The 19,779-nt window shown below is 47.3% G+C and carries 19 protein-coding genes; 7 read left to right on the top strand and 12 right to left on the bottom strand.

Annotated elements, in window-relative coordinates; genetic code table 11:
• Nucleotides 1–212: 212 nt before the first annotated feature.
• Both FTU69_RS10990 and FTU69_RS10985 read left to right on the top strand, forming a co-directional pair.
• Entirely contained in the window at nucleotides 213–938 is a 726-nt protein-coding gene (locus FTU69_RS10990; RefSeq protein WP_160241570.1) for a folate-binding protein YgfZ, read from the top strand.
• Between the two features lie 276 nt (nucleotides 939–1,214).
• Nucleotides 1,215–2,027 carry a tetratricopeptide repeat protein gene (locus FTU69_RS10985; protein WP_005175859.1) on the top strand — a complete coding sequence of 271 codons (813 nt, stop codon included), beginning with the start codon at nucleotides 1,215–1,217 and terminating at the stop codon, nucleotides 2,025–2,027.
• 58 nt (nucleotides 2,028–2,085) lie between these two features.
• Here FTU69_RS10985 and FTU69_RS10980 read toward each other — a convergent pair whose 3' ends face one another.
• From FTU69_RS10980 to otsB, 8 genes are all read right to left on the bottom strand, one after another.
• Nucleotides 2,086–3,021 (bottom strand): AEC family transporter, encoded by a 936-nt coding sequence (locus FTU69_RS10980; RefSeq protein WP_016659830.1) that lies wholly within the window; start codon nucleotides 3,019–3,021, stop codon nucleotides 2,086–2,088.
• 59 nt (nucleotides 3,022–3,080) lie between these two features.
• Entirely contained in the window at nucleotides 3,081–4,205 is a 1,125-nt protein-coding gene (locus FTU69_RS10975) for an NADH:flavin oxidoreductase/NADH oxidase (protein WP_016659829.1), read from the bottom strand.
• 173 nt (nucleotides 4,206–4,378) lie between these two features.
• Nucleotides 4,379–5,059 carry a glycosyltransferase family 2 protein gene (locus tag FTU69_RS10970; protein ID WP_180103879.1) on the bottom strand — a complete coding sequence of 227 codons (681 nt, stop codon included), beginning with the start codon at nucleotides 5,057–5,059 and terminating at the stop codon, nucleotides 4,379–4,381.
• Entirely contained in the window at nucleotides 5,056–5,670 is a 615-nt protein-coding gene (locus tag FTU69_RS10965) for an SAM-dependent methyltransferase (RefSeq protein ID WP_168397273.1), read from the bottom strand. Before FTU69_RS10965 ends, FTU69_RS10970 begins: the two co-directional genes overlap by 4 nt.
• On the bottom strand, nucleotides 5,651–6,445 hold the full coding sequence (locus tag FTU69_RS10960; protein WP_180103878.1) for a PIG-L deacetylase family protein: 795 nt from the start codon (nucleotides 6,443–6,445) through the stop codon (nucleotides 5,651–5,653). The genes FTU69_RS10965 and FTU69_RS10960 overlap by 20 nt, the downstream gene beginning before the upstream one ends.
• On the bottom strand, nucleotides 6,433–7,410 hold the full coding sequence (locus FTU69_RS10955) for an acyl-CoA dehydrogenase (RefSeq protein ID WP_168383392.1): 978 nt from the start codon (nucleotides 7,408–7,410) through the stop codon (nucleotides 6,433–6,435). The genes FTU69_RS10960 and FTU69_RS10955 overlap by 13 nt, the downstream gene beginning before the upstream one ends.
• Nucleotides 7,411–7,603: 193 nt before the next feature.
• The gene (locus tag FTU69_RS10950; RefSeq protein WP_168382118.1) at nucleotides 7,604–9,034 is read right to left on the bottom strand and encodes a trehalose-6-phosphate synthase; all 1,431 of its coding nucleotides are present in this window, start codon (nucleotides 9,032–9,034) and stop codon (nucleotides 7,604–7,606) included.
• Nucleotides 8,985–9,824 carry a trehalose-phosphatase gene (otsB, locus tag FTU69_RS10945; RefSeq protein WP_177155362.1) on the bottom strand — a complete coding sequence of 280 codons (840 nt, stop codon included), beginning with the start codon at nucleotides 9,822–9,824 and terminating at the stop codon, nucleotides 8,985–8,987. The genes FTU69_RS10950 and otsB overlap by 50 nt, the downstream gene beginning before the upstream one ends.
• Nucleotides 9,825–10,098: 274 nt before the next feature.
• Here otsB and mutM point away from each other — a divergent pair, with 274 nt between their 5' ends.
• Nucleotides 10,099–10,959, top strand: a complete 861-nt coding sequence (gene mutM, locus FTU69_RS10940; protein WP_127800807.1) for a bifunctional DNA-formamidopyrimidine glycosylase/DNA-(apurinic or apyrimidinic site) lyase — start codon at nucleotides 10,099–10,101, stop codon at nucleotides 10,957–10,959.
• 5 nt (nucleotides 10,960–10,964) lie between these two features.
• A complete protein-coding gene (locus tag FTU69_RS10935; RefSeq protein WP_005175832.1) occupies nucleotides 10,965–11,249 on the top strand; it encodes a peptidylprolyl isomerase in 285 nt (94 codons plus the stop codon).
• A 112-nt stretch (nucleotides 11,250–11,361) separates the two neighbouring features.
• Here FTU69_RS10935 and mscL read toward each other — a convergent pair whose 3' ends face one another.
• Together mscL and typA are read right to left on the bottom strand one after the other, a co-directional pair.
• Nucleotides 11,362–11,799: a large conductance mechanosensitive channel protein MscL gene (gene mscL, locus FTU69_RS10930; protein ID WP_005175830.1), complete on the bottom strand. Its 438-nt coding sequence runs from the start codon at nucleotides 11,797–11,799 to the stop codon at nucleotides 11,362–11,364.
• A gap of 174 nt (nucleotides 11,800–11,973) precedes the next feature.
• Nucleotides 11,974–13,806, bottom strand: a complete 1,833-nt coding sequence (gene typA, locus FTU69_RS10925) for a translational GTPase TypA (RefSeq protein WP_005175828.1) — start codon at nucleotides 13,804–13,806, stop codon at nucleotides 11,974–11,976.
• A gap of 173 nt (nucleotides 13,807–13,979) precedes the next feature.
• Here typA and FTU69_RS10920 point away from each other — a divergent pair, with 173 nt between their 5' ends.
• The 3 genes from FTU69_RS10920 (at nucleotide 13,980) to FTU69_RS10910 (ending at nucleotide 17,913) form a co-directional block, all read left to right on the top strand.
• Complete coding sequence (locus FTU69_RS10920; protein WP_005175824.1) at nucleotides 13,980–15,350, top strand: uracil-xanthine permease family protein; 1,371 nt, start codon at nucleotides 13,980–13,982, stop codon at nucleotides 15,348–15,350.
• A gap of 65 nt (nucleotides 15,351–15,415) precedes the next feature.
• The gene (locus FTU69_RS10915) at nucleotides 15,416–16,450 is read left to right on the top strand and encodes a class I SAM-dependent methyltransferase (RefSeq protein ID WP_104473660.1); all 1,035 of its coding nucleotides are present in this window, start codon (nucleotides 15,416–15,418) and stop codon (nucleotides 16,448–16,450) included.
• Nucleotides 16,450–17,913, top strand: a complete 1,464-nt coding sequence (locus FTU69_RS10910; RefSeq protein WP_180103877.1) for an amino acid permease — start codon at nucleotides 16,450–16,452, stop codon at nucleotides 17,911–17,913. Before FTU69_RS10915 ends, FTU69_RS10910 begins: the two co-directional genes overlap by 1 nt.
• Before the next feature lie 80 nt (nucleotides 17,914–17,993).
• Here the strand turns inward: FTU69_RS10910 and FTU69_RS10905 are convergent, their stop codons facing one another.
• On the bottom strand, nucleotides 17,994–18,524 hold the full coding sequence (locus FTU69_RS10905; RefSeq protein ID WP_180103876.1) for a peptidase C39: 531 nt from the start codon (nucleotides 18,522–18,524) through the stop codon (nucleotides 17,994–17,996).
• Nucleotides 18,525–18,621: 97 nt separating this feature from the next.
• Nucleotides 18,622–19,668 carry an outer membrane protein Omp38 gene (omp38, locus tag FTU69_RS10900; protein ID WP_180103875.1) on the bottom strand — a complete coding sequence of 349 codons (1,047 nt, stop codon included), beginning with the start codon at nucleotides 19,666–19,668 and terminating at the stop codon, nucleotides 18,622–18,624.
• Nucleotides 19,669–19,779: the final 111 nt, after the last annotated feature.

Raw genomic sequence — 19,779 nt, 5'->3', positions numbered from 1 at the left:
TGTTTAACATTCATGCTGCTTGGCATTGTACGCTGCCCGAAGCCTATTTCCCAAATTTCATATATTTCATAAACTTAAGTTAAAAAAGATACATTTTTGAAAAATTTGGTTACATCTAGTAGAAAATTCTGGCCAGAAATATGATTTTTTTTGAAAAATAGCGCAAAATTAACCTCATTCTTTAGTATTAGATACGGTTTCGAGATTAGAATATGAGTAATCTGACTTTCTCTGCATTCACTTTAAACGGTGTAGATGCGCAAAAATTCTTACAAGGTCAAGTCACGGTAGATGTCGAAAAACTGCCGCAAACCGAAACCCGTTATACTGCAATTTGTAGCCTGAAAGGCCGTATTCTGTTTGGTTTATGGCTGACCAAACAGAATGCTGAACAGTTTGAAATTGTAGTAACAGCCGATCAAGCTGAAGACTTTGCCAAACACATTAAAAAGTTTGGTGCTTTCTCGAAAATGAAACTGGAAGAAGCCGGTCAGGTTTATCCGGTCGTAAACGGTCTAAATACCCAGTTCACAAGTACTGAACAGGATATTCAAGCATGGCAATTAAAGGCGCTTGAAAGTGGTCAGGCCTGGATTCAGGCCAGCACCGCGGAACTGTTCCAGCCACAGGAACTGCGCCTGCATCAGCGTGAAGGCATTCATTATGACAAAGGCTGTTATTTGGGTCAGGAAGTGATTGCCCGTTTATGGTTTAAAGCCAAGCCAAAACACTGGCTGCATCTGATTCAGGGTACAGGCGATGCTCCGGCTATCGCCAGCAAACTGAACAATGATGTAGAAGTAGTGAATAGCCTGGCTATTGATAGCGGTTATCAAGCTTTGGTGGTAGCAAAACCGGATGCCTTAGCCGAGATGGATGTAACGGTTCTGGATTTACCTGAAGCTTTAAGCGGTGATGTGGCGCGGCCGCAAAATTAAGCGTGTCACTAGCAGATCTATGAAAAACAGCCCAAGTGACACGTGTAACTTGGGTTGTTTTTTTATCCGTCAAAAAAACGAGACTGTTTTACAAATTGAAGCAATCCTTAAATTCAGGATTTTTTTATTATTGTTCCTACGTGGTTTGAAAAAATTACCGGATTCCGATACATCTATATTTACATTCTTTGATTTCATCTTATGATGATGAGTGACAATTTATTCCCCACACATAAATGGAATTATGTGGTCATTGATACAAGGTTTTATACAACGATGAAAAAACTGATTTTGGCAAGTCTGGTTGCCCTTTCGACACAATTTACCCTCGCCAACAGCAATAACAGTATTCCGACCGATCCGGCTTTCGCCAAAATTGAAGCCATGGTCAAAGCCAACAACCTGAGCGGAGCCTATCAGGAATTAGACAAACTGGCCAAAACCGGTAATCCGCAAGCGATTTATAATCTGGGTTATTTGACCCAAACCGGCCAAGGTACGGCCAAAAATGAAAAGAAAGCCATCGAGCTATATGAGCAGGCCGCGAAAAAAGGCTATCCGGTGGCGAATTATGTACTCGGTAAAAACCATCTGACCGGCACTTTGGGTCTAAAACAGGATACCAATAAAGCCAAACAGTATTTGCAAAAAGCTTCATCACAAGGCTTTCATGATGCCACCATTGATTTAGCGGTGGTGTATTTCTCTGAAAACAAAGCCGATTCAGATAAAAAAGGCCTGCAATTACTGGAACCCCTCATTAAAAAAGGCAACAATCAGGCCATTCATGCCAAAGCCTTATATGACATTAGCCTGGGCTTTAAAAACAAAAATGAAGCTCCCATTCAGCAAGGCTTAAAGAGCATTCAGGATTTAGCACAAAAAGGCTATATTCCAGCGCTGATGGCGGTTGGCAATATGTTTACCAATGGCAACATCGTGCCGCAAAACCTGCCGGAAGCGAAAAAGATTTTCTCTGCCCTAGCCAAGGAAAATGTCCCGCAAGCCAAAGAATCGCTGGCTGTGGTGGACAAGATGATTGCCGATCAAGCCAAGAATCCACCAAAAGCAGCAGCCAAGAAAAGCTAATGCGGCTGACCGAAAAAAGCCCGATGACCGGGCTTTTTTATTTGGGATACATAAAGATTTAAAGAAAATGCGATGACTGACTTAACCAGAAAGCCACTCCGATTAAACCCAGGACCGTACTCATAATTAAAGGCTGGAGTGCCTGTTCATTCAGGCCATAATTCTGGCCAAAAATCCCAAAGGCCACAGGCATCGGCAATGCCGCCAGCAACGTACCAACAAACAGCATTTCTGAGCTGACATTGGGCAAACTCCACAACAAGGTGAAAATAACCAGCGGCATCAGCAGGACTTTCATCCCGACCAGCAGCACACTTTGCAGATTGACCGAATGCAGGCGCATTCCGACCAGACTGCCGCCAATCACAAATAAAGCCAACGGCGATGCAGTTTTGCCGAGCATCTCCAGAATCTGATTGATGCTGTCCGGTAGTTTTAAATTGAGCAAGACACAGGCCATCCCGGCAATAATCGACAGAATCACCGGATTTTTTAGCAAACTTTTTAAGGTTTTCAGATATAACGCCGAAAGATGATGGTTTTGCTTTTGCAAACCGGCTTCGGCCAGAAACAGCACCATCGCCACAATAATCAGGTTTTCAATAATTAGAGTTAATGACAGATAAATGGCGGAATGACTGCCAATCAGCAGGGTTAAAATAGCCGTGCCAATAAAGCCGGTATTGGACATCGACGCGCCCATCGACAGCACACTGGCGTGGGTCAGGCTATGCCGGAAATAGGTTTTATAAATGACCAGCGCCAGAAAAAACAGGATCAGCGAGCCCAGTCCATAACCAATAAAATAACCCGGATGCCAGATTTCAGCCAGGTCTTTACTGGCCAGGGCATACAGTAAAAAGGCTGGCAGTGAAACCTTCATCACAAACTGGCTCAGCGCCTGAATATGCGTGGCCGCCAGAAAATTGGTACGTACGCTGCTATAGCCCAGCGCCAGTACTGCCACCAAGGGCAGTAAAATATTCAGCAACAAAAGTGCCTTCCTTCTCTAGAACGAGATCTAAAACGCATCATCCCTGATGCTGCTGTTGCTTATTCCTGAACAGGAAATGGATGGAATAAATCTTTTAAACCATGCGGCTGACAGCGCAAGTATTGCGGCGCGATGGCAATCTGCCCGCCCAGTTCAGCGGCAGCATGCCACGGCCAACGTGGATCATAAAGCATCGCTCGTGCCAGTCCAATGGCATCTGCATACTGATTTTGCAGAATTTCTTCAGCCTGCACCGCTTCGGTAATCAGGCCCACAGAAATCACCGGAATACGGTGCACCGCCTGTTTAATGGCATGGGCAAAAGGCACCTGATAGCTTGGCCCGATCTCGATACTCTGCTGGGCATGCAGACCGGCACTAGACACATGAATATAGGCCGCACCCAACTGTTCCAGCGCTTTAGCTACCCCAACCGTAGACTGGATATTCCAGCCGCCCTGCGCATCCATCCAGTCGGTAGCAGACAGACGCACCCCAATCGGATAACCTTCTGGCACCACCTGTTTCATGGCCTGGAACACCTCCAGGGTTAAACGAATCCGGTTTTCAAAACTGCCGCCATATTCATCATCGCGGACATTGGATAATGGCGACATAAACTGATGTAGCAGATAGCCATGGGCAGCATGAATTTCAATTAAATCAAAGCCAGCATCCACTGCACGCACCGCAGCACTGGCAAAGTCGGCAATTACCTGTTCAATTTCATTCAGACTTAGTGCATGGGGGGCATGATCGGTCGGGTTAAACGGCAAATTACTGGCCGATACGGTTTGCCAGCCCTGGGCATGATCCGGCGCAAACTGGTCTTTGCCCAGCCACGGTTTATCGGTAGATGCCTTACGTCCAGCATGCGCCAGCTGCACTGCAAATGGCATTGGTGACAAGGTTTTGACTTTGGCCAGCAAGGCTTTCATCTGCGCACGCTGCAAATCATTCCACAGGCCTAAATCGGCATAGCTGATCCGCCCTTCTGGCTGCACCGCCGTGGCTTCAATAATACATAAACCGGCACCCGACAAGGCATAGTTGGCCCATTGCTGCTCATGCCAATAGCTGAGCTCGCCTTTGTCATTGGCCGAATATTGGCACATGGGAGCAATAATAATTCTGTTGTCTAATTCAAGCGTGCCAAAATGGATAGGTTCAAATAATAATGCCATGGGGCGATCCTGCCTTATGATTTTCATGAAAATTATTCTAACCGAGATAGACGGCCGAATTGGCTAAAAGCTGTTTATTTTTACCGCTTTATGTAACCGAATTAAACTGTGGTGTTGATCAAAATACGCTGTGTTTTTGTCAGCCCGATGACAGCCATTTTTTGCACGATCGATCACACTTCAGACGCAGCGCGACAAGCCTGTTCCAGCCGGTTCAAATAGGCGGCAAAACCATCACTGACCCGGCTGTCCAGACGACTGCTGGTGGTGACCCGTACCTGGTTGCTCCAGACAATCGGCAGGTTTAAGCACTGCATCTGCTCGACCAGCTGCACATCTTCATGACAGCTGCTGACCTGAAAACCACCGGCTTTTAAATAGGCCGCAGCAGAAAAACTGAGATTGGCCCCATGCACATGCCGATGGTCCATTTTATCCTGATAATGGCGCAGATATTTCTGCCGGGCGGCCGCAGATAAAGGCGACCAGTCTTTAATTTCAACCACGCCACAAATCAGTGCTGCCGGCTGATGGGCATATTGTGCAGATAACCACTGCGCATCAACCTGGGTATCGGCATCGGTACAGGCAATCCAGTCAGCACCTTTGGCAATCATGGCGCGCACGCCCAAATCCCGTGCCTTACCAACACAGCGTACTTCACAACACAAGTAGTCGATTCCGGCCTGTTGTACAATTTCAACAGACTGATCATCACAACTGTCCAGCACCACCAGCACCTTTACTTCAGACACAGCGGGCGGTAATTGTGCAATGGCCTGCTGAATAGCCGCCAGACAGGCACCCAGCGTTTCGGCTTCGTTATAGGCAGGCACGACCACCGCCATCTTCATATCAGTCCCTCCCGCGCAGCCACAGATTGTGCATCTTGAGTCCAGAGGTCGAGCAGAAAATCCGGATCATTCATCTGTAAATAATGATGCAGCACCAAGTGTTGCCTTAAACAGGCATGTACCTGATCGCCATTCAGCTCAAAGCCTGCAATCGGGTAACGCCAGTGACAGGCCAGCAGCGTACCGTCTGCACTTAAACACTGCTGCAGCTGCTGCATTAGCTGCACTAATTCGGCCGGACGCAGGTAATAGGCCACTTCACTGAGAATAATCAGATCAAATAGACTATCATTTTCCAGCGCCAGATGGGTTTCAGGGACACGTTGTTGCCGCACCTGCACATGCGCAAACCTCGCCAGACGGGCCTGTGCCAGTTCAACCGCACGACGGTTGGCATCTACACAGATGAGCTGCTGACAACGCGGAGCCAGCAATTCACTGAAGATGCCATTGCTGCAGCCAATTTCCAGGACCCGCTGAAACTGCGCCTGCGGCAAGGCCGCCAGACACAGCTGCCGTTTACGCTGCTCATACCAGCGCTGCTGATAGTGCCAGGGATCATCATTGTCCTGATACAGCTGGTCAAAATAGTCATCCGTGTTCAGTCGCATCAATATAGACCTCGTACGGGATTAAGAGTCGTGAAATGGTTTTTGCCGATAAAATTGGCGGCTGGTGAATAGTGTCATCAGCCTCGATCTGAGTTTTAAAACACTGAATCGCCTGCTGTTTTAAAGCCAGCTGCTGTGCAGTTAAACGGAGTTTTCGTGCCTGCGCCCAGGGAATCCGTGCATCTGCCGGCATGGCCCAATGCCAGGCCCAAATCAATACCTGAAAACAGCGCTGCCGATACTGTCTGGCCCAGTGCTGCACCACCCGTCCGGTGGCTTCATGATCGGGATGGCCATCTTGAGCGAAGGTGGTCACCAGAATATCCTCGGGCTGCACCCAGTTTTGTAGCTGCTGCAACAGTTCGGATTCAGCCTGCATCACCTGGCCATCTGCAATATTCAGGGCAATGCGCTGGACCTTATGTTCCAGCCCCAACACCGCCAAAGCATTCAGACTTTCTTGTGGCCGCAGCACATTCAGCTGCTCGACGCTATAACGCTTTGACTGGGGATGGCTGCCAGTGCCATTGGTCACTGCGACCAGCAGCAGTTCACGCCCTGCCGCGGCCAGTTGCTGCATCAGTCCCGCACAACCGAGAATTTCATCATCGGGATGTGGCGCGAAAATCAGTACCCGGCCACGCTCAGGAAAATGCTGCGTCAGATTCAAATCTGGCAGCCCGGTCAGTCCGGGCCAGTTAAGCCACTGCGCCTGATCGGTGCCACTCCCATAAATTTTCCGGTCACCCACTACTGGATCAATCAGAGTTGCCATGTTTGCCCCTCCTGTAGCGATAAGCGGCCAATTGCAGCCAGATCAAAAGCAGCATGACTCTGGCGCAAAAATACCGGCAAGTCGGCAGCCAACCGGGCAAAATGTGCCTGCTCGCAAAAAGGTCGTGCGCCTAGCGCTTTTCCGACTTTTTCCAGTACCAGCAGCGCCGTATCCTCAACTTGGGCGCGTAACATCCGGATGATCAGTTCATGGCTGTGTGCCGGCGCTGCATCTATCTGGGCAGCCACATGGGTAAAAAACTGTCGTGTCACGGCCAGTCGGGTACTGACTTCGCCCAAATACAATTCATGATAGGCATGGGTTTTCTGCTGCACATGCTGCTGTAAATATTCAGCCAGACGTACTGTAGCACCATACCAGCAGGCCGCAACACCGGCTGCACCATGCCAGAAGCCCGGCCGATTCAGATAATCTCCGGGTTGTGCAATGCGTGTGGCTGGAGTGTGCTGAAAATGAACAGTTGCTGTGGCCGTCTGCTGCATACCGATGGCTTGCCAACTGCTATCATCTACTTGGATTGAAGGCTGCTGCATCTCGACCATCAATAATTGTGACTGGCCATCTGCACCGCGATAAGTCATTAAACCAAAATCCACCGCATATGCCGCCGAGCACCAAGTCTTATAACCGGAACAATAGCCCTGCTCATACTGTACAGGTTGTGGATGGCCTTCCGCGGCCCAGACTGCCCACCAGCCCGCCGGAACGGACTGAATCTGTAGTTCGTTTAAAATACTCAGCGCATCGAAATGTGATTCCAGCCATTTCACCAAAGTTAAATCGGTGGCCGCAACTTTGGCCAGCAGTTGCCAGCGCAGCAGGGTTTGCCCCCTGCCCGGATGAGGAAATTCAAGTGATACTGCCAGCAAACGGCGTAGTGTGGTGACGTAATCTTCGGCGGTAGGCGCTGTCTGCTGTTCAAATTCAGCCAGAATCTGGTCCATAGTGGTTCTATATTCCAAATATATAATTGTTCTCAATCTATCCGGTTGTCATCATTGCCAGCACAGTGACCACAAGCGGGCATGAGTAGCCAAACTTGCAGTCACGGTACGGCGATGTTGATCTTTTTAACTGATGACCCTGTTTAGATTTAGCACGTGGCTGAGCAGATAAATATTGAAAATTGTTAACGTATTAGTGAATCACCGGCGAGACCTGGGCGCGAAGCGGCATCTTGTAGTGATACAGGAAGCTGTTATGGCGCAGATCATTTAAGAAAGTAGTACGCCAGTCGGCAATATCAAATTTTTTCAGACCATCCATTAAGCGACTGTAACGCTGTATCCGCTCTGCTCGCGGCATCTCCAGTGCCTGTTTCAGGGCTCGCGTCATGGCCTCGCGGTCATGTGGATTCACAATTAGTGCATCCGGCATCTGGTCTGCGGCACCGGCTTTATCGGACAGAATCAGCACGCCCGGATTATCGGCATCCTGAGCGGCAATATATTCTTTGGCCACCAAATTCATACCGTCTTTTAAAGAAGTGACCCAGCAAATATCCGACTGGCGGTAAATTTTCATCAGCACTTCATGTGCCAAGGTCTGATGACTGCAATTCACCGGCAACCAGTCTGCTGTAGCATATTGGCTGTTAATGGCGGCAATCTGGTCTTCTAAACGCTGGTACAGGCGCTGATAGGCGGGAATATCCATGCGGCATGGACAGGCAATTTGCAGGTCCACCACCTGCTGGTGATATTCAGGATAAGAAGCCAGGAAATGGGCAAAAGCATCAAAACGTTCTAGCAGCCCTTTGGAATAATCAATCCGGTCAACGCCGATAATAGTTTTTTGTTGGGCCAGGGAGTCAAAATCAAAGATATCTTGGGTGCTCGTTAAGGGCTGAGCGGCCGCGTGCTGGATGAGGTCTGGATTCACCCCAATGGGGTAACTCTTCATCATGGTCAGCTTATTCTGATAACGCAGGATATAAGGATGAATTTCCTCACCACTGAGCATGGTCTGGCAAATGCGCATACATTGCTGCTGATCGCGCTGGGTTTGCAGTCCAACTACATCATATTCACAGAGGTCTTGCAGTAAACGTGATGCCACCGGAATTTCCCGCCACACCGCTTCATGGGCAAAAGGAATATGCAGGAAAAAACCAATCTTGTTATGCATGCCTAACTGGCGGCAATGCCGGGCGATACTGAAAAAATGATAGTCATGCACCCAGATCACATCATCCGGCTCAGCAATCGCCTGTAGCTGTTCGGCAAACATGCGATTGACTTCCTGATAAGTCAGATATTCGTCTGTGGAGTATTCAATTAAATCGCTGCGATCATGCATGGCCGGCCACAAGGCATTGTTGGCAAAGCCACAGTAATATTGCTGGTACTGCTGTTCAGTTAAGGGGCTGGTCAGATATTCCACACCCTGATGCTGCACCGAGTCGAATTTCAGCTGGGAAAATTGCTCGACTCTTTCACCATTCCAGCCCACCCAGATCCCGCCAATATCATGCAGTGCATCTTGCATGGCCACCGCCAGACCACCTGCGGCTTTTTTTTCAGGATTCGGTAAACTGACCCGATTGGATAACACGATTAGCTTTGACATTTTTACCCTCACATCCTCTTTTGATGGTCATTGCTCCTGTTTCGCAATGTATTTTTATTAAATGCAGCAACTCTGCCACCGCTTGGGTATTGGCCAGCCGATAGCGGGCCTGTGTTTCGCCTTCACCGACTTTAATACTCAAACCCTGATGCTGATTGACCACAGCAAATCCATCTTCATCCGTCACATCATCACCAATAAAAATGGGAAAAGTGCTGTTTTCTGGCATTGCTTCCAGTAAGCGACTAATTGCAAAACCTTTACTCGCTTGCTGAGGCAAAAGCTCGACCACACACTTGCCCTGCTTAAGTTTAAGTTGAGGATAACGCGCTTGTAGCACCGCCATAATCTGCTGTGCAACCGGTGCAAGATCTGGATATTCCCGGTAGTGCAGGGCTACCGAAAACTGCTTATCCTCAATACGTAAATTCGGGTAGGCGCGACAGGCCTGACTCAGGTCTGCCCGGAGCTGCTTATAATTAATATGACTTAAATCAAGTTGTAATTTCTTTGTACTATTCCACCAAATTTGTAATCCATGTAACTCGGCAATCGGCAGCGGTAACTGCTGTAACAGCTGTCTGGCCATCTCAATGGAGCGGCCAGTGACCACACTCACCGGAATTCCCAGCTGCAGTAATTCGGCCAGAGTATTTAAAGTCGAGGTAGGAATAAAACTGTGCTGCGGGTCAAGCTGAAAATCGGCCAGGGTACCGTCTAAATCGAGAAACAGACTTAATTGACGTTGCTGCTGCTGACAGATCTCGATGATGTGTTGCGGCGTATGCATATTGCTCCTCATCTGGATAACTCATTTTTGTTTTGCCCTATCTTGGCGTTTTTTTGTGGGCGGCATGTGATTTTCAACATTAATGATGTGCAGGCTTACATTTTTTTACCTGGACGCTGAATCGCTTTTATTTTTCTGTGAATGTCCAGTTTGAGCCGCAAGACTGATCCGGCTGCACGGTACGGCAATTCACTTTATAATGCAGCCTTGCTCTGTCTTGTATTTTTCAAGATTCAACCCGATATTAGCTGCATCCTCATGCCGAAGCCTGCCCATGCCTGAATTACCTGAAGTTGAAACCACCAAAACCAGTTTATTACCGCTGCTAGAACAGCGTGTGCACGCCGTGCAGGTACGCCAGTCCAGCTTACGCTGGCCAATTCCAGACGATCTACACAAACTGGTCGGGCAAAAACTACTGAACCTGACCCGTCGCTCCAAATATATTCTGGCCCAGTTTGAACAGGACAGCATGCTGTGGCATCTGGGCATGTCCGGCAGCTTCCGCCTATGTGAGCCCGAGGCCGAACTGCGCAAACATGACCATCTGATTATCCAGTTTGATGATATTCAGCTGCGCTACCACGACCCGCGCCGTTTTGGCTGTATTCTCTGGCTAGATGAAAACTCGCAAAGCAAACTGATTGATACGCTCGGGCCTGAACCTTTAAGTGATGCTTTCAATGCTCACTATCTGGCCGATAAACTGAAAAACAAAAATGTCGGCATTAAAATTGCAATCATGGATAACCATGTGGTGGTGGGCGTGGGCAATATTTACGCCACAGAAAGTCTGTTTAATCTGGGCATTCACCCGGCACAACCGGCGTCGAGCTTAAGTCTGGAACAGATTGACAAACTAACTGTGGAGATCAAACGGATTTTAAAACAGGCCATTGATTTGGGTGGATCGACCTTACGCGACTATAGCAATGCCATGGGTGAAAATGGCTATTTTCAGCAAACCCTGCTGGCCTATGGTCGTGCCGGTGAAATGTGTGTCAACTGTGAAACCACACTGGAAAACCTCAAGCTTGGTCAGCGCGCCTCAGTGTTTTGCCCGGAGTGCCAACCGCTGAAGAAAGTCAAACTGGCTCGTCCTAAAACCAGCAAGCCAAAACATACAGCGAGGTAATACCCATGAAAACGGCCATCGTCCGTCATATTCTGGTGAAAGATAAAGATACTGCCGAGCAGCTAAAAAAGAAGCTGCAAGCAGGTGCAGACTTTGCCAAAATTGCCAAACAGTATTCCACCTGCAACTCAGCCAAACGTGGCGGCGAACTCGGTGAAGTGAAAAAAGGCCAACTGGTCCCAGTGATTGATAAATTGGTCTTTACGGCTGCTGAACGGGTGTTGCATGGTCCGGTCAAAAGCCAGTTTGGTTTTCATTTGGTGGAAATTAAATTCCGGATGGATTTTTAATCCCTCTAAATCCCCCTTTGGCAAAGGGGGACTTCTCCTCTCTTTATTAAAGGGAGGTTGGGAGGGATTCTATAAAAAACGGCGCCTTTGCGCCGTTTTCTTTTGCTTTCAATTACGCCTGCGGACGTTTTTTCAATTCGTCACGAATTTCACGCAGTAATTCGATATCTTCTGGAGTTGCTGCCGGTTCTGGCTCTGCTTCCTGCTTACGGCGCATTTTGTTCATCAGTTTCACCAACCAGAACACCACCCAGGCCAATAACAGGAAGTTAATGAAGATGGTCAGGAAATTACCATAATGGAAAATGTTCAGACCCGCTTCCTGGGCAGCAGCCAAGGTTTGGACATTGTTCGGGTTATCACCCAGAATCAGGAATTTATTGGTGAAATCGACATCACCACCTAAAATCCATGAAATCAGCGGCATGATCACATCTTTTACCAGTGAATCAATAATCTTACCGAATGCACCACCAATGATGACACCGACTGCCAGGTCCATCATGTTGCCTTTAATAGCAAACTCTCTAAATTCTTTTAAAATGCTCATATGCGCTCCAGAATATATCTTTATTTATGTGATGAAGTATACATAATTACTAGGATTTGATTTCTGCTTAATGTACGCTTTTTTCAATTATTTCCAAGGAGTTTTAGAACATTTAATACAAAAAAAACCGCCAAGTGGACCTGGCGGTTTCTTTTTTCTTCTTAATTTTAAAAATTAAGATTTGTTACGCTTACGTTCGTTTTCAGTCAGGTAACGCTTACGGATACGGATTGACTTCGGCGTTACTTCAACCAGCTCATCATCTTCAATGAATTCAAGTGCTTGTTCAAGTGTGAATTCAATTGCAGGAACCAGAGTTAACGCATCATCCGTACCAGATGCACGTACGTTGGTTAACTGTTTCGCTTTGGTTGGGTTCACCACCATATCGTCTGAACGAGAGTTAATACCTACGATCATACCTTCGTAAACTTCTAACTGAGGTTTAGCGAATAGACGGCCACGGTCTTGCAAGCTGAACAGTGCATAGCCCAAGCAAGTCCCTTGAACCATAGAAATCAGTACACCGTTTTGACGTTTTGCTACAGAACCCTGTTTCATTGGACCGTAGTGCGAGAAGCTAGAGGTCATGATACCGGTACCAGACGTCATGGTCATGAATTCAGAACGGAAACCAATCAGGCCACGTGAAGGAACAGTTGCTTCAATACGGATACGGCCTTTACCGTCCACTTCCATATTGGTCATCTCACCTTTACGGTTACCCATTTGCTCCATCACAGCGCCTTGGTGCTGTTCTTCAACGTCAAAAGTCACGTTTTCGTATGGTTCTTGCATTTCGCCATCAATCTCTTTCAAGATCACTTGCGGACGAGATACACCCATCTCGAAACCTTCACGACGCATGTTTTCAATCAGAACTGACAGGTGAAGTTCACCACGGCCAGACACTTTGAAACGGTCAGGACTGTCAGTATCTTCAACGCGCAGTGCAACGTTGTGAATCAATTCGCGGTCTAGACGTTCACGGATGTTACGTGAGGTCACGAACTTACCTTCTTTACCCGCGAACGGCGAGTTGTTGACCTGGAATGTCATCGATACGGTTGGTTCGTCTACAGAAAGCGGTGGTAATGCTTCAACATTTTTCGGATCACAGATGGTGTCAGAAATATGCAGCTCGTCCATACCGGTTACACATACGATGTCACCCGCAGATGCAGAATCTACATCAATACGCTCTAAACCGTGGTAACCCATGATTTTTAAGATACGGCCGTTACGTGTTTTACCGTCTTTGTCGATGACAGTTACAGGTGTGTTCAGTTTTACAGAACCACGCTGGATACGACCAACACCGATTACACCCACGAAGCTGTTATAGTCCAGTGAAGACACTTGCATCTGGAATGGACCATCAACGTCAACTGCTGGTGGTTCAACGATGTCTACGATGGTTTCAAACAACGGTGTCATATCTTCAGCCAGTTCTTCTGGAGATGGACCAGCAACACCACGTAAACCAGACGCATATACCACCGGGAAGTCTAGCTGCTCGTCAGTACCACCCAGGTTGTCGAACAAATCGAATACCTGGTCAATCACCCAGTCAGGACGCGCGTTTGGCTTGTCGACCTTATTGATGATCACGATTGGCTTCAAACCACGTGCGAACGCTTTTTGCGTTACGAAACGGGTTTGTGGCATTGGACCTTCTTGTGAGTCAACCAGAAGAAGTACGCAATCCACCATCGACATGACACGTTCAACTTCACCACCGAAGTCGGCGTGTCCCGGGGTATCCACGATGTTGATACGGTATTCAGTATCGGTACGTTTATCTAACCATTTGATTGCAGTGTTTTTTGCAAGAATGGTAATACCACGTTCACTTTCAATAGCGCCTGAATCCATGACACGCTCAATCTCGCCCGCTCGTTCACCGAGAGCACCTGATTGTTGTAAAAGTTTATCTACAAGAGTGGTTTTACCGTGGTCAACGTGCGCGATAATCGCGATGTTGCGGAGAGTTTTAATATCTGACATGTAAATTCGATACGCTTTAAATTTGAGGGCAAATTATACAGAAAAATACTCTCATTTAGTAGTGACACTTTATTGACAATCGAACTTTTTTCGACAGAAGCGACGATTTAAAGTTTGTAAAGACGTGTAACTCGATTAGAATACCGCCACCTAGCCTAATTTGCTTTTGACTTATGTCTGAATTTAATTCATCTCCTGATCAAAAACCGCAACTGGATTTGGTCTATGGTCTGAATGACCGTCCTAAACCATTTATTGCTTTTCTTGCTGCCTTCCAACACTTATTGGCCATTATTGTCCCGATTGTGACACCAGGTCTGTTGATCTGTCTGGCCTTGGGTGTTTCCAAAGAAGACACCAACATGATTTTATCGATGTCTTTGGTGATTTCGGGGATTGCAACTTTCCTGCAAGCTAAAAAAGTAGGCCCTTTTGGTGCCGGACTGTTAATTGTTCAGGGCACCAGCTTTAACTTTATTGGCCCAATCATCGGGATTGGTTCTGCAATGGTCGCAGCAGGTACACCAGTTGAGTCGGTTATGGCCGCTATTTTTGGTGTGGTGATTGCCGGTTCATTTATCGAGATGGGTGTTTCACAAATTCTGCCATGGGTTAAAAAACTGATTACCCCGCTGGTGACCGGGATTGTGGTCCTGCTGATTGGTTTAACCTTAATTAAAGAAGGTTTAATCAGTATGGGCGGTGGCTATCAGGCCATGTCGGACAAGACTTTCGCCAATGCCGATAACCTGATCATGTCCTGTACCGTTCTGGCTTTAATCATTATCCTGAACCGGATTAATGTGACCTGGATTAAAAGCTCCGCCATCCTGATTGCCCTGATCGTGGGTTATATTGTGGCTGGTTTTATGGGTCATCTGGACTTCTCTGGTCTGCAGGAAGCGCCACTGGTACAAGTGCCAACTCCAATGCACTTTGGCCTGGAATTCTCCTGGAGCCTGTTCATTCCAATGGCCTTTATTTATCTGGTCACGTCGTTAGAAGCGATTGGTGACATCACCGCAACCTCTAAACTGTCGAACCAGCCCGTAGATGGTCCAAAATGGATGCAGCGTATTAAAGGTGGTGTGCTGGTCAATGGTGCTAACTCATTCCTGGCCGGTATCTTTAACACCTTCCCAAGTTCGGTATTTGCACAAAACAACGGTGTGATTCAGTTAACCGGTGTGGCTAGCCGTTATGTCGGAATCTGGATTGCCGCGATGCTGGTGATTTTAGGCCTATTACCTGCTGTTGCGGGCGTGATTCAGGCTGTGCCTCAAGCCGTTCTGGGTGGTGCTGTCATGGTCATGTTTGGTGCGGTAGCCGCATCGGGAATTAACATTTTATCGGGTATTCATCTGGATCGTCGTGCCCTGCTGATTATTGCCATTTCTCTGGCACTGGGTTTAGGCGTTGCACAAGTGCCACAAATTCTGGAACATCTGCCAGAATTATTCCGTAATATCTTTAGCTCAGGTGTTGCGACCGGCGGTATTGCAGCGCTGATTCTGAATATTGTATTACCTGAAACCAAGAAGTAATTTCATGTCCAGAAAACACTGTCTGAGCCGGACTTGGACAGTGTTTTTCTATTGGAGAGCGACTCATGGATGCTAAAAGCGAAGTGCTATTACGACAATATGATTATTTATCAGGTCGTGTGTTACTGATCAATGCGCCTACAGACCAGCTGTTCGCTGAATTCGGTGAATCGGTTCAGCCTTTTTTCTGGACATGGAATTTTAACGATTACCACTATTTCCAGAACCAGACTGCCCCCGTTCATTTTGGTGCCGACTTTCCAGAAGGCGAATTTGATCAGGCGGTTATTTTTGTGCCGAAATCTAAAGAACTGCTGAATTATGTGCTGCACAATGTTGCCGCCCATCTGCAAACCGGCAGTAGTGTTTTTCTGGTCGGTGAGAAAAAAGGCGGCGTCGAACGTGCAGCCAAACAGTTACAGCCTTATGGTAAAGCCTTAAAACTCGACAGTGCCCGTCATTGCCAACTCTGGCAATTAACACTAGACTGCAGCGTCGAGAAAAAAGCACTGGCCGACTGGGCGCAGCGTTATACTGTAGCGACGCCAAAAGGTGATCTGCAGATTTGTGCCCTGCCAGGTGTGTTCAGCCAGAACCGGCTTGATGTCGGTACAGCGGTCTTTCTGCCTTATTTAAGCCAGGTGCCATCGGGTAAAATTGCCGATTTTGGTTGTGGTGCCGGCATTATCAGTGCCTATCTGGCCAAGCTGAATCCAGATAACCGTATCTTCGCGCTGGATGTAGATGCTTTTGCACTTGCTTCAACCCAAATGACTTTTGAGCACAACCAGCTCAATCCGCAGCAGCTTGAGATTAAAGCCGTCAGTGGCATTGAAGATGCACCGCTGTTTTTGCATGCCATTGTCAGCAATCCGCCTTTTCATCAGGGGATTCAGACCGACTATGATGCCAGCGAAAAACTGTGTAAAACTGCGCGCCGCCACCTGAAATCGGGTGGTGAACTGTGGATTGTGGCCAACCGCTTTTTAAATTATCCCCTGTTGATTGAACAGAGTTTTGGCCAGTGTACGGTCAAAGCAGATCAACAAGGTTTTAAAGTGCTGTTCGCGAGCACTCAAAAAAACGTTAAGGAAGTATGATGAGCGAAACTCAACACAGCCGACAGCTGCAGCGTAAGCTCGGTGCTCGCCACTTAAATATGATCGCCATTGGCGGATCGATCGGGACCGGTTTATTCCTGGCCTCCGGTGCGACCATTGCCAATGCTGGTCCGGGTGGTGCATTACTGGCCTATGCCCTGATTGGCGTCATGATCTATTTCTTGATGACCAGCTTGGGCGAATTGGCGACCCACAATCCGACCTCAGGTGCATTCTTTACCTATGGCAGCAAATATGTCGAAGGTGGTTTTGGTTTCGCGCTAGGCTGGAACTACTGGTATAACTGGGCCATTACCGTGGCATTTGAACTGGTTGCGGTACAGTTCATCATGAAGTTCTGGTTCCCGGATATTCCCGGTTTCTACTGGAGTGCCCTGTTCCTGACCGTGGTGTTTGCGATTAATGCCCTGACAGTCAAAGGCTTTGGTGAGTCCGAGTTCTTCTTCTCTTTAGTCAAAGTGCTTGCGATTATCATCTTTATTATTATTGGTCTGGTCATGATCGCCAAGATCATGATGACCCCGGATGTTGCAACTTTTGGTAACTGGAGCAAAGGTGAAGCGCCATTTGTCGGTGGTTTATCGGCCCTGATTGGTGTGGCGATGATTGCCGGTTTCTCCTTCCAGGGCACGGAAATGGTCGGCGTGGCTGCGGGTGAATCCAAAGATCCGCAGAAAACCATTCCGATTGCAATCAAACAGATTTTCTGGCGTATCCTGTTGTTCTATATCGTGTGTATTTTCATTATCGGCACCCTGATTGCTTATGATGATCCACGATTACTCCAGGCCGCTGCAACAGATGATGTGGCACTGTCACCGTTTACCTTACTGTATGAACGGGCCGGTTTTGCCTTTGCAGCCAGCGTCATGAATGCAGTCATTCTAACGGCGATCCTGTCTGCGGGTAACTCAGGCATGTATTCATCTACGCGTATGCTGTTTGATATGGCACGTAAAGGCAGTGCACCAAAAGCCTTTGCCCGCCTTGATCCACGTGGCGTACCAATGAATGCGCTGTATGCCACTACAGCCATTGCTGCATTATGTTTCTTGACCACCTTTATTGGTGAAGAACAGGTCTTTAACTGGCTGCTGAATATGTCAGGCATGTGTGGCTTTATTGTCTGGCTGGGTATTGCGGTTTCTCATTATCGTTTCCGCAAAGGCTATCTTGCTCAGGGCTATAAACTTGAAGATCTGGCGTATCGTGCCAAGTTCTTCCCGTTCGCACCATGGTTTGCCTTCACTTTATGTGCGATTGTAGTCTTGGGTCAGAACTACCAGGCGGTACTTGAGGGTGAATGGCTGGCTGTGCTTTCCACCTATATCGGGATTTTATTGTTCCTGGCCATCTGGTTAGGCTATAAATGGAAATACAAAACCAAGCTGATTCCTTATCAGCAGATGGATGTGCAGCCGATGAAAATCGACCGTGAATAATTCACTCAGCTCTCTTTAAAAGCACTCAACAAAAAAGCAGTCCAAGTGACTGCTTTTTTTATGATCTCGATAAATGTGGCTTAGCTATAACGCATCACAAAATTTCGGTCATCAATCACAATGGCCTGACGGCAAATGCCCTCTGCCTGACGCTGCTGCTCGAAAACCTGTGCTGGCATTGTATCAAAGCTGTCAAAGAAACAGACCTCTTCTGCATCCATCGAATAGATTAAGGAATGATTCCCCACGCCTTCTAGTGTGTCATAGAACACTATCACAAAGCGGCCCTGATCAACACATGTCTGCAAAGCGCTATAGCTGAGTGCCGGCTGTAGCGGAATCTGTAATTGCTGCGCTTCCTGATAACACAACACTTCCGTCGGGTGCTGGTGCGGATCAGGATCGGTATGAAAGCTCACCTCAAGCCCCAGCTTTTTCAACCCCACTGCTAGCGCAATTCCGAAAGTGCCATCTTCATTATTATGCCGGCACAGCTGGACCAGATCGGCAATTTCCAGATCAATCCCATAGTGCTGAAAAATCTTCCAAATAGCAAAAATACCACCATTGGCTTCAAGTTGAAGGAGTTGATCCGGAATTTCTGTGCTCATATCCATCTTACCCAGACTGCGGGATTTTTAAGACAATAAAATTCCATTATAAAAAAAAACGACTCCGAAGAGTCGTTTTTTCTAAGGTCTACTCAAATTATTGAGCAGCTGCTTCTGGTTGTACAGTAACTGTACGGCTACCAGTGATTGTCGCGAATACACGACGGTTCATAGCACGACCTTCTTTGGTGTTGTTGTCAGCAATCGGTTGATCCCAAGCGAAACCTTGAGTTGACAGACGAGCTGGGTCAACATTGTATTCGTTTACAAGTGAAGATTTCACAGAGTTCGCACGAGCTAAAGATAAACGCTCGTTCAGTGCACGTGGACCAGTGTTGTCTGTGTGACCTTCGATACGCGCTGTTGCGTTTGGATATTCAACCAGTTTTTCAGCAACTTTAGCGATTTCTGGCTTGTATTGATCTTTGATGTTTGATTTGTTGGTATCAAAGAATACGCGAAGTTCCATGTTCAGGTCTTCAGTCAACTCTTGTGGAGCTGGTTGAACTGGAGCAACTGGCTCAACTGGAGCAACTTCTACTACAGGAGCAGCTGGTTTTAATCGGCCGCCAAGAACAACGTTCAGACCTGCTAAAGCAGTGTAGTTCCAGAAGTCTTCATCGATGTTATAAGTAGCACGTGCTTCAGTACGCAGCGCTAATGCATCGTTTAAGTGCCAGAATGCACCTAGACCCGCATTACCTAAAGTACCTTCTTCTTTAAGACCACGACCTTCACGACCTAAATCGTTGTCAAACTCGTATTTGTAGTGACCAGCACCTAACAATACATATGGCTTAACTTTGCTGTCATAGTTTTTAGTGATCAAATCAGAAGTCGCATAGAAGTTACCATTGATTTGAGTTTGCTTATATTCAGCGCCAGCTTGTTCAGCCATATCACCTTTCACTTGGTTATATTCAGCTTCAAAACCTAACCAAGGAGTCAGTTCAACACCCAATGCAGCACCAACAAATAAATCATCTTCCATTTCAGCAGATGAACTTAGGTGTTCAGAACCATTGTTGTGTTTAGTGTCTTGGAAAGTGTAACCAAGCATTAATGGAGTAACAGTTACGCCTGCGTTTGCAGCTGCTAAAGGCGCAGCTACGAGCATTGCCAATGCAATACGACTCATTTTCATGGATTTATCCTCCAGAGATAACAAATTGTTGTTCAAGCTCAAGCCTAAAGTTTTGGCTATCCTGAGATAGGCTTTTTTTACCCCAGTTTTCTTTTTAAGCTAGTCACTTTG

The organism is Acinetobacter sp. YH12134, from assembly GCF_013418555.1.
GTDB classification, from domain to species: Bacteria; Pseudomonadota; Gammaproteobacteria; order Pseudomonadales; family Moraxellaceae; genus Acinetobacter; species Acinetobacter indicus.
This window is presented reverse-complemented; position numbering and strand designations above follow the sequence as displayed.

Bases quoted from the DNA above. Each gene is read 5' to 3' on its own strand.
- FTU69_RS10990 (WP_160241570.1), top strand. From the start codon at position 213: ATGAGTAATCTGACTTTCTCTGCATTCACTTTAAACGGTGTAGATGCG.
- FTU69_RS10985 (WP_005175859.1), top strand. From the start codon at position 1,215: ATGAAAAAACTGATTTTGGCAAGTCTGGTTGCCCTTTCGACACAATTT.
- FTU69_RS10975 (WP_016659829.1), bottom strand. From the start codon at position 4,205: ATGGCATTATTATTTGAACCTATCCATTTTGGCACGCTTGAATTAGAC.
- FTU69_RS10970 (WP_180103879.1), bottom strand. From the start codon at position 5,059: ATGAAGATGGCGGTGGTCGTGCCTGCCTATAACGAAGCCGAAACGCTG.
- FTU69_RS10965 (WP_168397273.1), bottom strand. From the start codon at position 5,670: ATGCGACTGAACACGGATGACTATTTTGACCAGCTGTATCAGGACAAT.
- FTU69_RS10960 (WP_180103878.1), bottom strand. From the start codon at position 6,445: ATGGCAACTCTGATTGATCCAGTAGTGGGTGACCGGAAAATTTATGGG.
- FTU69_RS10955 (WP_168383392.1), bottom strand. From the start codon at position 7,410: ATGGACCAGATTCTGGCTGAATTTGAACAGCAGACAGCGCCTACCGCC.
- FTU69_RS10950 (WP_168382118.1), bottom strand. From the start codon at position 9,034: ATGTCAAAGCTAATCGTGTTATCCAATCGGGTCAGTTTACCGAATCCT.
- otsB (WP_177155362.1), bottom strand. From the start codon at position 9,824: ATGCATACGCCGCAACACATCATCGAGATCTGTCAGCAGCAGCAACGT.
- mutM (WP_127800807.1), top strand. From the start codon at position 10,099: ATGCCTGAATTACCTGAAGTTGAAACCACCAAAACCAGTTTATTACCG.
- FTU69_RS10935 (WP_005175832.1), top strand. From the start codon at position 10,965: ATGAAAACGGCCATCGTCCGTCATATTCTGGTGAAAGATAAAGATACT.
- mscL (WP_005175830.1), bottom strand. From the start codon at position 11,799: ATGAGCATTTTAAAAGAATTTAGAGAGTTTGCTATTAAAGGCAACATG.
- typA (WP_005175828.1), bottom strand. From the start codon at position 13,806: ATGTCAGATATTAAAACTCTCCGCAACATCGCGATTATCGCGCACGTT.
- FTU69_RS10920 (WP_005175824.1), top strand. From the start codon at position 13,980: ATGTCTGAATTTAATTCATCTCCTGATCAAAAACCGCAACTGGATTTG.
- FTU69_RS10915 (WP_104473660.1), top strand. From the start codon at position 15,416: ATGGATGCTAAAAGCGAAGTGCTATTACGACAATATGATTATTTATCA.
- FTU69_RS10910 (WP_180103877.1), top strand. From the start codon at position 16,450: ATGAGCGAAACTCAACACAGCCGACAGCTGCAGCGTAAGCTCGGTGCT.
- FTU69_RS10905 (WP_180103876.1), bottom strand. From the start codon at position 18,524: ATGAGCACAGAAATTCCGGATCAACTCCTTCAACTTGAAGCCAATGGT.
- omp38 (WP_180103875.1), bottom strand. From the start codon at position 19,668: ATGAAAATGAGTCGTATTGCATTGGCAATGCTCGTAGCTGCGCCTTTA.